The following is a 13,534-nucleotide window of genomic DNA, read 5'->3' on the forward strand; positions in this document are numbered from 1 at the left end:
CGCCCACAACTGTACTATCGAATGCAATACGATCGTTTCAAATTCGTACGTTAGGGCGGGAAGATGGCAGCGGAATCGATGAGCGAGGGCAAGAGTAAGCCTCGTTTACGCAGGTGGATGGTTACTTCCCTGGCGGTGGTCGTTGTTCTGATCGCGACTCTGGTGGGCTGGACGCTGTACCAGAACACCTATGACATCCGTGAGGAAAAAGTGACGATCACCGGGGGATCGGTGCCGCTCCAGGGAGTCCTTGCACTGCCCGAACACGGTGACGGTCCCTTCGGGCTCGTGGTTTTCGTCCACGGAGACGGCCCGGTCGATGCAACACATGAGACGTTCTATCGACCGGTGTGGGAGGCGTTCGCAAAGGCGGGGTACGCGTCACTCTCCTGGGACAAGCCGGGGGTGAATGGGGCACCGGGCAATTGGCTCGACCAGAGCATGGACGATCGCGCGGCAGAAACGGAAGCGGCAATCGAGTGGGCGCGGGGACGTTCGGATATCGATCCGTCTCGGATCGGTCTGTGGGGTGCAAGCCAGGCAGGGTGGGTGATGCCCAAGGTGGTGAACCTCGACCCGGACGTAGCGTTCGTCATTGCCGTGGGTCCCGCGATCAACTGGCTCCAACAAGGCGAATTCAATACCCTAGCCGAACTTTCCGAGAGAAATGCGTCGGCCGACGAGTTCGAGAAAGCGCGGGTCGATCGTGCGAAGAACTTGGATCAGTTGGCCCGTGATGCATCGTTCGACGATCTAGTGGCCTCCGGCGAGGCCGACGGTCTCACCGAAGACCGGTGGAACTTCATCCGAAAGAACTACCTCTCGGATGCGCGAGCCGATCTCGAAACCGTGAAGGTTCCGGTGCTCTTGATCATCGGCGGACAAGACGTCAACGTCGACGTGGCTGATACCGAAAGGGTGTATCGCGAATTGTTGGACACTCCAGGGCAATTGGTGGTCAAGAAGTACCCCGACGCTACGCATTCGATCGTGGACAAGGATCTCGAAGACTCGGAAGTGAGGTCCGCTCTGGTGGCCGTCCTTGCTCCCCGTTCGATCTTCGCTCCCGGCTATCTAGCGGATCAGACTGCATTTTTGGAGGGAATTCATGGCTGACGGAATCACGGTTGTCGCACTGGGTGGTGCCGGTGCCATGGGCTCGGCAGCAGTTCGTCTGGCCGCAACATTGCCGGGAATCAGCAAGGTAGTAGTCGCGGATCGCGATATCGATGCTGCGAAGCGTCTTTCAGTTGAACTGGCGCAGGCGTCAGCGGAAGTCGAGGCGCGCCGCATCGACGTCACGGACGGTCGCACGCTACGTGAATTGCTTGACGGCGCAGACGTGGTCGTCAATACGGTCGGACCGTTTTTCCGTTTCGGCGTCGGCATTCTCCAGGCAGCGATCGGGACCGGGACTCACTATCTCGACATCTGCGACGACTGGGAGCCGGCCGTCGACATGCTGGAATTGGACTGTGCCGCGAGGGGAGCCGGAATCTGTGCGGTAGTCGGCATGGGCGCAAGTCCCGGGATGAGTAACCTCCTGGCCGCGATGGCAGTCTCGCGATTGGACGTGGTCGACGATCTGTATACAGCCTGGCCGGTTGATGTCGAGGGCGAGGACGAGTCGGTGGACACATTGAGTGCAGCCGCCGTTCACTGGATGCAGCAGATCAGCGGCCAGGTTCCGGTGGTTCGTGCGGGGCGAATCGTCAACGAAGAACCGTTGCGTTCCATCGCACTCGAACTGCCCGGCGGACGTCGGGGGAACGCTTACGTGGTCGGGCATCCGGAGCCGGTGATGTTTCATCGGACCATCAATCCTGCGGGGCATTCGGCAAATCTGATGGTCATCACACCGGAAACCGTGGCGTTTCTCGACGTTCTCCGCGCCGACATCGACAAGGGGAGAATCGATCTCGACTCGGCCGCCGAAGAATTGGGCAAGCCTTCGCTCGGACGGATGATCCGTGCTGCGCCTCGAATGCTCACGCGCGCCGGCCACGGATCCCTGCCGTTGTTCTTCGCCTCGGCGACAGGAATGTTCGACGGAAGAGCGATGCGCGTCGTGGCCCGGATTGCCGACGATTCACCGGTGTCGGAGTTGCTGTCGGACATGGCCGGTGCAACCGGAATCCCCTTGGCGCTCGGCCTTGCTCAGGTGGTGTCCCGGCTCGCCGACGGAACGATTTCGGATCGGATCGGTGTGCACTCACCCGAGAGCGTCGTCGACCCGGAAGTTCTGTTCACTGCGCTGGCGCGGTTGTTCGATCGAACCGACTGGAGTGAGATCGTCACCGTCGAATCCGAGTTCCGCTAGTCAGTTCGCGGCGTGTGATCCGATGCGACTGCGGATTTCGGTCTCGACGCGATCGGCGTCCTTGGGGCTGAACGAAGGCGATCCGTGGCCGGCGAGAGTGAGTACCACCGCGGTCTCCTTCCACGGGCGTGAAAGATCCAGGCTGTACCACGAGCTGAAATCTGTTGTTCCCCAGATTCGTAGGCGTCCGCTCAGCCATGACATGACTCCGAGGTCGACGGATTCGATCTGCGAGTACAGGACGAACTTGCTGACAAACGGAAAGTAGTAGTGGCGGATCGTGACGCCCTGATCGTCGATCCGGACGGTTCGGTCCTCGTAGATTGTCGATGTTCCTGCACTCACAGTGATAACCCGGTTCCTGCTGGTCGATGCTCTCGATGGCTGCCTGAAAACCAACCATACAGTCTCTATTGGGACAGGCTGCGAGCGCGGGCGTCAAGCGCTGGTGGGCCTTGAGACGACGAGATCACTCACCGCGATCTGAGCGTTGCCGATTGCCGCCTGAACCGGTTCGCAACTACTCGATGCTCTGGCGAGCGCAAGAACTGCGGTGAGTAGGGCGGCGTCGGGCTCTCCTTCGAACGGTCCGCTCTGGACGTCGAACTTTCCAGCGCGCAACTGCTTTCGGGCATTGATTCCAAGTTGTGAAATGACCTCGTCCATCGCGGTCAGGCACTGGGCGAGCGCGCCGATCGACCAGTAGAGATCGGCAGCGACGACGGGTGTCTGCGATGCCACGGTACCGGCGCGGCGCAATCGGTGGTGAGTGTCTCGGAGTATCTCGGGCAGCCTGTGGTCTGCGCAATGTTCCATCCCGCCGCCTCCGTAAGGTGTAAAGTTAGGTTATTCAATTACGGTAAAGCAGGGAGGTAAGGGATGCAAGTAGTTTTAGACGATTACGTCGCCGGTGCGTCGTTTGCGACCGACTTGGTCAATACCTCGCCCCGCGTGTGGGTGGAGGCAGGTGACGCGTTGGCTGCCCCTCAGGCGCTTCACGATCTACTGGACGAACATGGACTCTCGCCGGATGCGCTCACCAACGGACGTCGGCTTACCAGCGGTGAACTTGCTGAGGTCAAGGAACTCAGAGAGGGGATTCGTTCGATTCTCGATGCTCCGACTTCCGATGAGCTCGTTGATCGCACTCATCGACTCCTGCAGACCGTCCCGCATCACGTCCGACTCGTGCCTGATGCCCGGTCCGACTATCGATGGAATGCGGTACCGGACAGCAGAATCAATCTCACCGGCGAACTTGCGCTGTTGATCGGCTACTCGTTGCTGGGGACTCTGCGCACATTGGGGTACGAACGATTCCGCCCATGCGCCTCGCCGACGTGCAACGGGGTGTTCGTCGATACAAGCCGTGGAGGGCGACGCCGCTACTGCATGCCGGCGTTGTGCGGCAACCGAATCAACGTCGCGAATCACCGTCAACGGCAGCGTCGTACTTAGCGTCTGCGCTTGCCCGGTCGATAGTGACAATCGAACAGAGTACGGCCGACTGTATGGGGAACTTCAACGAGATACAGACCACGTCAATCCCGCACGATTGTCGCCATGGCAACTCCTAGTAGATGGCGGCTCGTATGAAAGCCCGTTCTGTCTCCGCGACAGCAGTTATCAGCGTTGGGGTTTTCACCCTGGCCGGGTGTGGCGGCGCATCCAGTCCCGGAGGTTCGGTCGGTGAGTATGCAAAGGACGGCAGTTTCACGACTGTCATCAACGCCGATCCCGGAAATCTGCACCCTCTGATCACCAACCTTACGTCGACTCAGATCGTGAACGCGTACTCGTACGATTCGTTGATCGACATCGACGCGCAAACACGCACTGTGCGTCCCTATCTGGCGGAGAGCTGGAGTGAAGAAGGGAACACGCTGAAGTTCGTGCTCAAGAAGGGCATCACTTGTGCCGACGGCACTTCCTTCACCGCACAGACCGCGGCCGATGACATCAACTGGGTCATGGATCCTGAAAACGCTTCACCGCTACGCGGATCCACTGTGCCGATGTCGACTTCGGCCTCAGCGGACGGTGACGAACTGACGGTGACTACCGCCGAGCCAGCGCCCTTCCTGCTCTCTCGAATCGGCGCGTTGCGGCTTCCGTGCGCTGCGACGCTCGAAGACCCGGCCAGCATCCGTTCGAGTAGCAACGGAACGGGTCTGTTCAAGGTCACCGAAGTTGTTCCGAACGATCACATCACGATGGAACGCCGCGACGGTTACACCTGGAGTCCGAACGGCGAGACCACTTCCGACACTCTCGGAGTGCCGAAGACAGTGACGATCAAGATTGTCACCGATCCCAGTACGACGGCGAATCTTGTTCTCACCGGCGGAGTGAATGCCGCAGCGGTCACCGGTTCGGACGAGGAACGAGTCTTGGCCGCGGGTCTGGATTCGAAGACCTACACCACGTTGTCCGGCGAGTTCATCTTCAATCATTTCGCGGCCCTACCCACGGCAGACCGTGCTGTGCGGCAGGCCCTCGTGCAGGCAGTAGACCTGGACGACTACACCGAGATCACCACCGGCGGTAAAGGAACCCGCGCACGCGCCCTCGCGGTTTCGGAACCCCTTGCCTGCGACTACAACAGTGTCGAAGGGACGATCCCCGATTTCGACGTCGATGCAGCAAAGAAAACGCTGTCCGACGCAGGTTGGAAGGCGGGTCCCGACGGCATCCTGACGAAGGACGGTCGACCGCTTGCCCTCAACGTGATTTTCAACAACTCACGCGATACGAACTCTGCCGCCGCGGAATACGTGGCAACACAGTGGGAAGGACTGGGCGCGAATGTGAAACTGACCGGCGGCGACTACAGTTTTGTCATCGCCAACACATTCAGCACCACCGACCTGTCGTCGTGGGACGTTTCCATCGGTTTGACGCTGGGGAGTGATACGCCGAGCATCTTTGCCAAGTACTTCACCGGCCCGCCCAAACCTGAAGGAGTGAACTTCGCTTCCCTCGACAACAAGAAGTACATCGAATTGTCCACTGAGGCTTCGCTTCTTCCCGGTGACGAGTCTTGCAAGGTCTGGGAGGAAAGTGAGCGCGCGTTGTTCAACGACATCGACCTGCTGCCGGTATCCACGACTCCCGCTCACATGTTCTTCAACGGCGCAACGTCGATCTACCCGCCATCGAGCGGAATCCTTCCGGGCTCGGCGATCCGTGTCCTGAAGTAGGACCCTCGACAACCGCTCACTTTCGGGTATTGATCATCCGAAGAGCAAACCGAAATACCACTGCAGCACCCGCACCTGCAGCCAGGCCGGCGACGACATCGGCAAGAAGGACACCGACGCCTATGCCCAGGACGGCAGCGGCGGCGACAGCAAGGGCTACGTCAGCACGAGGAGCGGCGATCGCGGCATCCTTTCCCCGAGTATCGAACGAGCACCCATCTCAACGGAGCATGTCACGAAACTGTCGTCCGCAGGTGTATCAACAGCAAAATGTGTGAAACGCGTCGGCCCCGACGGAGTTGGACTCCGCCGGGGCCGGGCTGTGTGTACAGCGCAGTGTGTATTGCGCGCTGGCTCAGTGTGTCGGAACGGATTCCTTCGACGTGGTCGGGGACGTATCGGTGTGCTGGCTACCAATCTCCTTGCGGGAGTTGGAGCTGTTGAACCGAGGGAGGAAACCGGCCAGGACGAGTGCGACGACGGCGGATCCCGCAGCGAGGGCCATGACGACGCGGAAAGCGTTCTCCGACGGCAGCGTTGCCCCACCGATGGACATGGTCATCTGGGCGATGACGACACCCGCGATGGCGCTGGCGAATGATGTACCGAGGGAGCGCATCAGGGTGTTGAAGCTGTTGGCTGCACCGGTCTCGGACGGAGGAACAGCCCCCATGATGAGAGCGGGCATCGCGCCGTAAGCCATACCGGTACCGGCGCCGATGATCACGGCGATCACGATCAGTTCCCAAATCGAGTGCATGGCGAAAATGCCGATGCCGTAACCGATTGCGACGACAACGGCGCCGAGCATGAGCGTCACCTTGGGGCCGTGCGAATTGGTGATGCGTGAGGACAGCGGAGAGATCAGCATCATGATGATGCCGGAGGGAGCCATGACCAGACCTGCGGTGAGCATCGAACCGCCTAGGCCGTAACCAGTGACTTCAGGCAACTGGACTACCTGGGGAAAGACCATGCTGGCGGCGAACATCGCGAATCCGAACACGATCGATGCGAGGTTGGTGAAGAGCACCTGGCGGCGGATGGATACGCGTAGATCCACCAGCGGCTTGGGGGTGCGTAGTTCCCACCAAGCCCAGAATCCGAATATCAGGATCGCGGCGCCGAACAAGGAAAGCGTGAGCGTGCTCGTCCAACCCCAGTCGCCACCTTTGGAAATGGCCAGTAGTAGAGCGATGAGGGCGGCTGAGAGCGAGATTGCCCCGCCGAAGTCGAACGTGCCACCTGTGCGAACCGTCGATTCGGGGACCAGGACGACAACAAGAACGGCCGCAAGAGCGCCGAGCACGGCTGACGCCCAGAACAGGACGTGCCAGTCGGCGTACTCGGCGATCAAAGCCGCGATCGGAAGACCTAGAGCGCCGCCGACTCCCAGTGAAGCGCTCATCATCGCAACAGCGCCGGCGAGCTTCTTGGGCGGAAGCACGTCGCGCATCACACTGATGCCCAGCGGAATGACGCCGGCAGCAAGGCCCTGCAGGATTCGGCCGGCAACGAGGGGGATAACGCTCGAACTGAGTGCTCCGACCACCGAACCGGTTACCAACAGCGCCATGCTGATCAGGAGTAGACGCCGTTTGCCGAACATGTCGCCCAAGCGGCCCATGGTCGGGACGGCGACGGCAGCTGCGAGCAGCGTGGCGGTCACAGCCCACGCGGTATCGGACGCCGGCGCGTTCAGGTACTCGGGCAGATGCGGGATGATCGGGATCACCAGCGTCTGCATGAGCGAGACGACGATGCCGGAAAACGCCAGAACAGCCACCACTGCGGTGGTGGCTGGCGACTTCGTTGTCTGTGGCGGCGTTGTCGGTGGTGGTGAAGTGGTTGACGACATTGCGGTAACTCCATCGGAGGAAGAACGAATAATAGTTTAAGTCAGTTGCTTGAACTAAAGTTAAATCAAGTGACTGACTTAACGGAAGGCTGTGTCTCCGATCGTGACGAATATCTCCGGTGCCGAGCAGCTTCGGATGGTCGAGGATGATGGTGTCCATGACTACGAGGACTGAGGACGCGTCGGCCGATGTCGGCGGCGCCGCAAATTCCGCGCGCTCTGCTGCAACCCGAGACCGCATTCTCGCCGTCGCCGAGCAGTTGTTCGCAGAACATGGAGTCTTCGCGGTTTCGAACCGTCAGGTGAGCGACGCGGCAGGTCAGGGCAACAATGCTGCCGTCGGATATCACTTCGGAACCAAGACCGATCTGGTCCGCGCGATCGTGAACAAGCATTCCCAGCAGGTCGAGAAGAACCGTGGCGAACTGCTGCGTGAGATCGAAGGGTCCACAAATGTTCGTGACTGGATTTCGTGTCTGGTTCGGGCGTCGACCGATCACTACGCCGAAATGGGTGGCCCGACCTGGTATGCGCGGTTCAGCGCGCAGATTCTCACCGACCCGGTCCTGCGGAAAATCGTTTACGACGAGGTGCTGGCCTCGCCTACTCTGCAGGAGACGCTTCGCGGACTTTCAGCCTGTCTGACTGACATGCCGATGAGTGTTCGACGCGCCCGCGCGGACATCGGGCGTAATGCGATCGTGCACATGTTCGCCGAACGCGAGCGCACGCTTGCCGAAGAGGGGCCGGACGCGGTCACGTCATGGGAGGACTTCACGACCGACCTCGTCGACGCGCTGGTCGGACTTTGGACGGCTCCGATCAGCCGCTGACCGGCCGTTTGTCCGCGCTAGCCGCCCGGTCCGGGGCAACCCTGCGCAATGGATCTCGCGTCGGCGGAAGATCCAGGAGCAAGCCGACTCCGGCAAGAATGATGACAAGACCGCCAACGAGCGCGAAGGTAACAGGCTCGTTCAACCACAGCACTCCGATGGCTGATGCCGAAATCGGAACGAGAAGAGTGACGGCCGATGCCGCGACTGGACCCGCCTGACGAATTATCCAGAAGTAGACCAGGTAGCCACCGGCGGTAGCCCCCAGCCCCAGGGCTACCACGGCGATGAGTGGGCCGACGGTTATGGGCCCCGGAGGGGGAGCGACGGCGGACACCGGCACCAAGAGGGCGACCGCGGCAAGTTGTTGGCCGAGGGCCAGCGTCAGGGGTGGAGTGTCCTGGAACGACTTTCGTGCGTAGACACCTCCGACTGCGTACAGCAGCGCCGCGGTCAAAGATGCGCCAATGGCCAGCATTGCGCGACTGTCGATCGCTGACGGAATTCCGCCGACAAGCACCGAGACGCCGACGATGCCGATCGCGACCCCCGAGAGTTTTCGCCAGGTGATCTTTTGTCGAAGCCAGAAAGCGGCGACGAATACGCTGAACATCGGAGTCGTGGCATTCAGGATCGACGCCGTCGACGAGTTGAGGCCGACGATCGCAGTTGCGACAAGTGTCAGGGGCCCAGCGACATTGAGGGCAGCCAGCAGTAGGAATGCAGGAAACCGATGACGGACCGCGCGCCAGGTCGATCTGCTGGAAGCAGTTATCAGCGCGAGAACCAACGCTGCAACAATGAAGCGGCCGTGCGTCGTGCCGACGGCGCCGAGAGTTGGTGCTGCCACAGCAACCAGAGGGAACGAGCTTCCCCAGAGCATGCCGACCAACAGCAAAGCTCCAACTACGGCGAATCGGCTGCTGCCGATTGCTTTCCAGTTCTTCATTGTGCCTCTTCGTCGACGACCTCGCGGACATGGATGGTCGATACCAGACCTACCCTATACCCCCGGTAGGTATAGGGTTGGCTGTGTCATGATGCTGCAGGCGATCGGGGATCCCGCGACGGTATATTCCCTCTTCCGCAATGGTTTATACGGCGATGTGTCAACTGAACGCACCCTCAGGCTCAGTAAAATATACCTATAGGGGGTATATTGGCGGTTGTATCCGGCTCGCTTTGCCGGCCGCGTCCGTCCCGCAAAAGAACAGGAATCCCAATGAGCAGTTGTGGCTGTGGCAACACCCCGAAGTCTGACGCCAAAGGCGATGTCGGCGCTGTCGGTTCGGCGATGCCGACCGGTGGGAAAGACCTACTCACCGCTGGCAGTAGTGAACTCGTCGAATGTCGGGTCATGCCGGGCAGCGTGATCGAGAAGGTACGTGCCGAAGCGGAAGGCCTGTTTCGTGACTTCGAAGGAAATCGGTACTGGTTCTGCTGCAAGGGATGTGGTCCTCGGTTCGACGCAAATCCGAGGAAGTATGTCGACGTGAGCTGAGCGAAAAGTGTTGGTGCAGGCGATGTCTGCGCCATCGCCGCCTTTTGACTGTGTGGTTGATGTTGTCCCTCAATCAATTTCAGTGCTCGGCGAACGGTTGAGGGGTGCGGGGATAGTTGCACGCTCGACGAACTGGCGACGGAGAGATCGGACGTTCAAGGGTGTCCGGTGAAATGCACTGTAATGCCGAACGAGAATGTGGGTGGAAACATACTGTTGACGGACTATCAATAGTGCGGAAGGTTCTGGGTATCGGAGCGACGCCACGTCGCTTTCGGGATTGAGGACTTGGGATGAACAAGTATGCGCGGAACAGTGGTCTGGGATTACCTGGTGGACCGCCATCGCTGTCGCTCGCGGTTCGTCTCGACGATGACGGCCGGAGTGCAGGCAATATTTGGCATACGTAGAGATTGTCGAGGGGCGTGATCTGCTCCTGGTAGCAGCCCTTCCTTGCTGTACTTCTCCGTCGGGCGCAGCCCATGCCGCCACGCCTTGCGGGCCCCTTGATCAGGCGACTCTACGAATTTTCGTCAGACGACGTGATAGCCCAGTGCTACTGCAGGGCTATCGATTCGGCGCACGGGTCCGATATGGGACAGTGGCAACGAGGGCGTCGGGTTGGTAGGAAAAGCGTCCGTTGCTGGTTCGAATTGCGCCATGCACAGTTCACCGGCGAATCTGCCGCGGTATGCGCTGCCGTCGAGGTGAGAGTGGGCGCGGTGGATCGTGCGGGCCTACGTCTGGGCTCGGGCGTGGGGCCTGAGTCGAGTGAATGGTCGCATCCGAGTCGGGTCGGCCAGGTGCCGCCGGCGAAACCGCCGAGATCCAAGAGCTTTAGCGGTCGATCGAGTGTGAATGCGGCGAGATAGGGGACGCGGTCGGCCCGGTCAATCACTCGCGTGCCTTGTAAGACCTCGGCGAGTGCCCCGCGCGGACTGCTGGCTCCGTACCGGATTTCGTAGTCGGGGTTCCCCGAGGCCTGGGTGGTGATCGAAGCGCATAAGGGGGCTGTGTGTGCGGAAGGCGTTCCACTGCAGAATTTGGGCGCCGTCGATGGCGTGAATGTGCCAGAGACGTTGTGTGGCAGCGGGGATGGTGACGAGTTCGTCGGCGAGGATTCCGGCTGTGCGTGCGCCTCGATCCGGAGTGGGGTAGTAGAGGCCACTGTCCGATGCTCGTCGCGCGCTCTACGCCGCAGTCGTCGTCGTGATCGCAATTCTGGCCGCCCTCGTGGTGGCCGATCGGACAGGAGGATGTGCTCCAGCTGCTGGGGATCTGTCTCACGGGCGTGCGAGCAGACTCCGCTTATCGCCCATGGCGAAACGGAATGGACCGCAGTGGCGGCAATCAGGTGATTTGGCGGGCTCGTGCTCGATTACCTCATCAGTTAGTGGATGGTAAGCAACCCAGTGGTCAGCGCTCACGGCGGAATCGGTGAGCCCACCGATGGCCATGAGCCAGTCGTCGACCGCGCGTGATGCTGCGACGGCGTTGAGAGTGATCACGCTCGGTGCGTGAATGTTTTCGTCGTCGACGTAACGCTGCCGATGGCGCTGGACCTCGCTGGTCGCTTCCTCGGTGAGCCGCCACGCGGGAATCAACTCGTTGCACTGCAAGCATCCGCTCCCCGGACTGCTCATCCTGACAACGGAAAAGATGTCGGCGATTGTGTCGTCGATGACTGTGACCTTGGAGCCGACCTGTGTGTTGGGGATCAGGTATTGGTGGGTGACGGAATTGACCAATCTGCGGGCGAGCGCGGAGTCGGCGGCGAGGAAGATGTGATCGCAGTCAGTCAGCAACATTGCGACGTCGGAGTCGACTACGGAGCGCCGAACCTGAGTGATCCGCACCGTCTTCGATGCCTGGCGAGCGACCCTCGCGGCGATCTTCACCTTGGGCGTTGCCAGACGAGCACCGAGACGCTGCATCCATCGCGGGCGGGTGTCGCTCTGGAGCGGAGACCATGCGTCAAATCGACGGGCGCCGACCACACGCGGCAGGTTTGTGGGGTCGATCCGATCAGGATCGATGAACACGAGCTCTCCGACCCCGAGCCTGGCGAGGTACTCACCGATGAGTGAGCCGATACCGCCGAGACCGACGACGGCGACTTTGGATCCGCCCAGGATCGTCTGACCACGATCACCGAAGATGCGGGCTTGACGATCGTATGTCGGGTCGGACATCGGAGCGATTATCAGCTCTGGGGTCAAGGTCAGGTGTGGTCGCCCAGCTACACGTAGATCTATGACGGTGTGGCGTTCGCCGTCGCTGGTCCAGATATCACCGGCGACAGCGTTTTCCGCGAACACCAGTGCCCCCACGGGGACGCCGGCGTTGATGTCCAACAAAGCCGGATACCCGCGTTCGTGGGAGGCCATGTCTGTTCGTGAGAATCCCACGCGGTCCTGTCCACCGTGATTGTGCACGGCGAGATAAGCGAGGCCTTGCTCCGCGCACATGCCGATGTTTTCGGCGACGAACTCGGCGGTGAGCTTTCGGTAGCCGCGTTGTCCTTCGATGTAATCGATGCCGTCGACGGCGGGCACTACGTCATGAACGAGAAGCCGTGCACCGCGCGAGCTTTCGGCGATACCGCACCGAAGAATTGCCCCGTGCTCGTCCCCGTCACCGGGGAACAGATGCCCATGCAGGAGCGCCCATTGTTCCCCGGTGATCACGACCGACCACGTGCCGCTCACTGTTCGCTCAGCCATTTGAGTACCTTCAGGACCTTCGTCGTAGCCGTGTCGATTGCGGGATCGAGCCGGCTACTACGTCGAGACAGCTGTGTTCCCGGTGAACCGTGCGGCCCCCATGGGACTGACTGGAAGCCCGCCCCGTGGGCGGCACCGTCCTTGCGGCGCAGATCAGGGCGCACAAACAGTGGGTACACGTCGGCTTCCGGGTACGGGAAGGTGATCTGGAACGCGATCCACGAGGCCTCCTGCTCGTAGGCCGGCGCGAGCGGGATGGAGTCGATGATGACCCAGGCGCCGCCCGCGCCGTCGCTTTCGAACGTGACGGTAGCGTCCGAGAATGTGTGCCGGAGTTCGGCGATCGCTTCCGTGATTGCCTCGGTGATTGTTGTGGTGCTCACGAGTTGTCGTCCCCGTCGTTGGCGCGGAATTCGTCGTCGTTGCGGACATGGATGAGCTCGTCATCGCCGACCGGCTTGAATTTCGGGCCGTCCTTGCGCGAGAGCAGGAAGTCGGTTTGGATGGGTACTCCCTGTGCGATCGCGAAGTCCTTAATCGATGCGCCACTCTGCCTTCCCCCGCGAATGAGCACGGCGCGCCGGTTGACGGTGACTCGGATCTCCTTTCCTGGAAGGGGTTTGGTGAAGAACCGGTCCCCGCTGACGATGGTGACGATCTCACCGCCGGCGATGAGATCGTCGAGATCGTCCTGAATGTCCTTCCAGATCCCATGGTCCTCGGGCACCGCCGGTGTCGGTAGCGCACGGAGTTGGGCCTCGGTCAGCGACGCTGTGCGTACCTCGTAGGGAATTTTGTCGATGTAGATGGTGCGCGGGCGGTCGGTGAAGAACCGCATGTTCCGTTCGATGGCCACCGGTTCTGTAGGGGCGACGGGGTGGTCCTGCGAGTCCGTGATGTCGCGCCACAGGTTCTCGGCGGGCGGGGTTACCAGTGTGCGCAGCTGGGCGCCGGTGAGGCGGCGTTGTGTGACGTTGATCGGTTCGCCGTCAATGTAGATGCGGGCGTTGTCTTTGAGGGCCATTATGACTCCTGTAGTGAGGGCCGATCCGGCGGATCGGCTTCACTACGGTCTGACGTCACATCGTGCGGATTGTCC

At 60.9% G+C, this 13,534-nt stretch carries 13 protein-coding genes; 6 read left to right on the plus strand and 7 right to left on the minus strand.

The features are described 5' to 3' along the window. Nucleotides 1-117: 117 nt before the first annotated feature. The gene (locus ABH939_RS27630) at nucleotides 118-1,116 is read left to right on the plus strand and encodes a S9 family peptidase (protein ID WP_042450570.1); all 999 of its coding nucleotides are present in this window, start codon (nucleotides 118-120) and stop codon (nucleotides 1,114-1,116) included. After that, entirely contained in the window at nucleotides 1,109-2,320 is a 1,212-nt protein-coding gene (locus ABH939_RS27635) for a saccharopine dehydrogenase family protein (RefSeq protein ID WP_192711815.1), read from the plus strand. Before ABH939_RS27630 ends, ABH939_RS27635 begins: the two co-directional genes overlap by 8 nt. Here ABH939_RS27635 and ABH939_RS27640 read toward each other — a convergent pair whose 3' ends face one another. Next, a complete protein-coding gene (locus ABH939_RS27640; protein ID WP_042450522.1) occupies nucleotides 2,321-2,665 on the minus strand; it encodes a hypothetical protein in 345 nt (114 codons plus the stop codon). A 93-nt stretch (nucleotides 2,666-2,758) separates the two neighbouring features. Next, a complete protein-coding gene (locus ABH939_RS27645; RefSeq protein WP_042450525.1) occupies nucleotides 2,759-3,136 on the minus strand; it encodes a hypothetical protein in 378 nt (125 codons plus the stop codon). A 63-nt stretch (nucleotides 3,137-3,199) separates the two neighbouring features. Here ABH939_RS27645 and ABH939_RS27650 point away from each other — a divergent pair, with 63 nt between their 5' ends. Together ABH939_RS27650 and ABH939_RS27655 are read left to right on the plus strand one after the other, a co-directional pair. After that, nucleotides 3,200-3,778, plus strand: a complete 579-nt coding sequence (locus ABH939_RS27650) for a CGNR zinc finger domain-containing protein (protein ID WP_042450527.1) — start codon at nucleotides 3,200-3,202, stop codon at nucleotides 3,776-3,778. A 134-nt stretch (nucleotides 3,779-3,912) separates the two neighbouring features. Continuing rightward, on the plus strand, nucleotides 3,913-5,520 hold the full coding sequence (locus ABH939_RS27655; RefSeq protein ID WP_218695577.1) for an ABC transporter substrate-binding protein: 1,608 nt from the start codon (nucleotides 3,913-3,915) through the stop codon (nucleotides 5,518-5,520). A gap of 355 nt (nucleotides 5,521-5,875) precedes the next feature. On the opposite strand, the gene ABH939_RS27660 is transcribed toward ABH939_RS27655, so the two are convergent. After that, the gene (locus ABH939_RS27660) at nucleotides 5,876-7,378 is read right to left on the minus strand and encodes an MFS transporter (RefSeq protein WP_020906025.1); all 1,503 of its coding nucleotides are present in this window, start codon (nucleotides 7,376-7,378) and stop codon (nucleotides 5,876-5,878) included. Nucleotides 7,379-7,536: 158 nt separating this feature from the next. On the opposite strand from ABH939_RS27660, the gene ABH939_RS27665 reads away from it, so the two are divergent. Then, nucleotides 7,537-8,211 carry a TetR/AcrR family transcriptional regulator gene (locus tag ABH939_RS27665; protein ID WP_042450572.1) on the plus strand — a complete coding sequence of 225 codons (675 nt, stop codon included), beginning with the start codon at nucleotides 7,537-7,539 and terminating at the stop codon, nucleotides 8,209-8,211. On the opposite strand, the gene ABH939_RS27670 is transcribed toward ABH939_RS27665, so the two are convergent. Further along, the gene (locus ABH939_RS27670) at nucleotides 8,201-9,160 is read right to left on the minus strand and encodes a DMT family transporter (protein ID WP_338927297.1); all 960 of its coding nucleotides are present in this window, start codon (nucleotides 9,158-9,160) and stop codon (nucleotides 8,201-8,203) included. The genes ABH939_RS27665 and ABH939_RS27670 overlap by 11 nt on opposite strands. Nucleotides 9,161-9,433: 273 nt before the next feature. On the opposite strand from ABH939_RS27670, the gene ABH939_RS27675 reads away from it, so the two are divergent. Further along, nucleotides 9,434-9,712 carry a hypothetical protein gene (locus tag ABH939_RS27675; protein WP_338927299.1) on the plus strand — a complete coding sequence of 93 codons (279 nt, stop codon included), beginning with the start codon at nucleotides 9,434-9,436 and terminating at the stop codon, nucleotides 9,710-9,712. A 1,283-nt stretch (nucleotides 9,713-10,995) separates the two neighbouring features. Here the strand turns inward: ABH939_RS27675 and ABH939_RS27680 are convergent. The 3 genes from ABH939_RS27680 to ABH939_RS27690 are packed head-to-tail and all read right to left on the minus strand — an operon-like array spanning nucleotide 10,996 to nucleotide 13,459. After that, nucleotides 10,996-12,435, minus strand: coding sequence for a ThiF family adenylyltransferase (locus ABH939_RS27680; RefSeq protein ID WP_338927301.1), 1,440 nt, complete (start codon nucleotides 12,433-12,435; stop codon nucleotides 10,996-10,998). After that, nucleotides 12,417-12,818, minus strand: coding sequence for a hypothetical protein (locus ABH939_RS27685; protein WP_338927303.1), 402 nt, complete (start codon nucleotides 12,816-12,818; stop codon nucleotides 12,417-12,419). Before ABH939_RS27685 ends, ABH939_RS27680 begins: the two co-directional genes overlap by 19 nt. Next, nucleotides 12,815-13,459 (minus strand): multiubiquitin domain-containing protein, encoded by a 645-nt coding sequence (locus ABH939_RS27690; protein WP_338927305.1) that lies wholly within the window; start codon nucleotides 13,457-13,459, stop codon nucleotides 12,815-12,817. Before ABH939_RS27690 ends, ABH939_RS27685 begins: the two co-directional genes overlap by 4 nt. Between the last annotated feature and the right edge of the window lie 75 nt (nucleotides 13,460-13,534).

It is taken from the genome of Rhodococcus sp. 27YEA6 (assembly GCF_044908235.1).
Taxonomy (GTDB): Bacteria; Actinomycetota; Actinomycetes; order Mycobacteriales; family Mycobacteriaceae; genus Rhodococcus_F; species Rhodococcus_F qingshengii.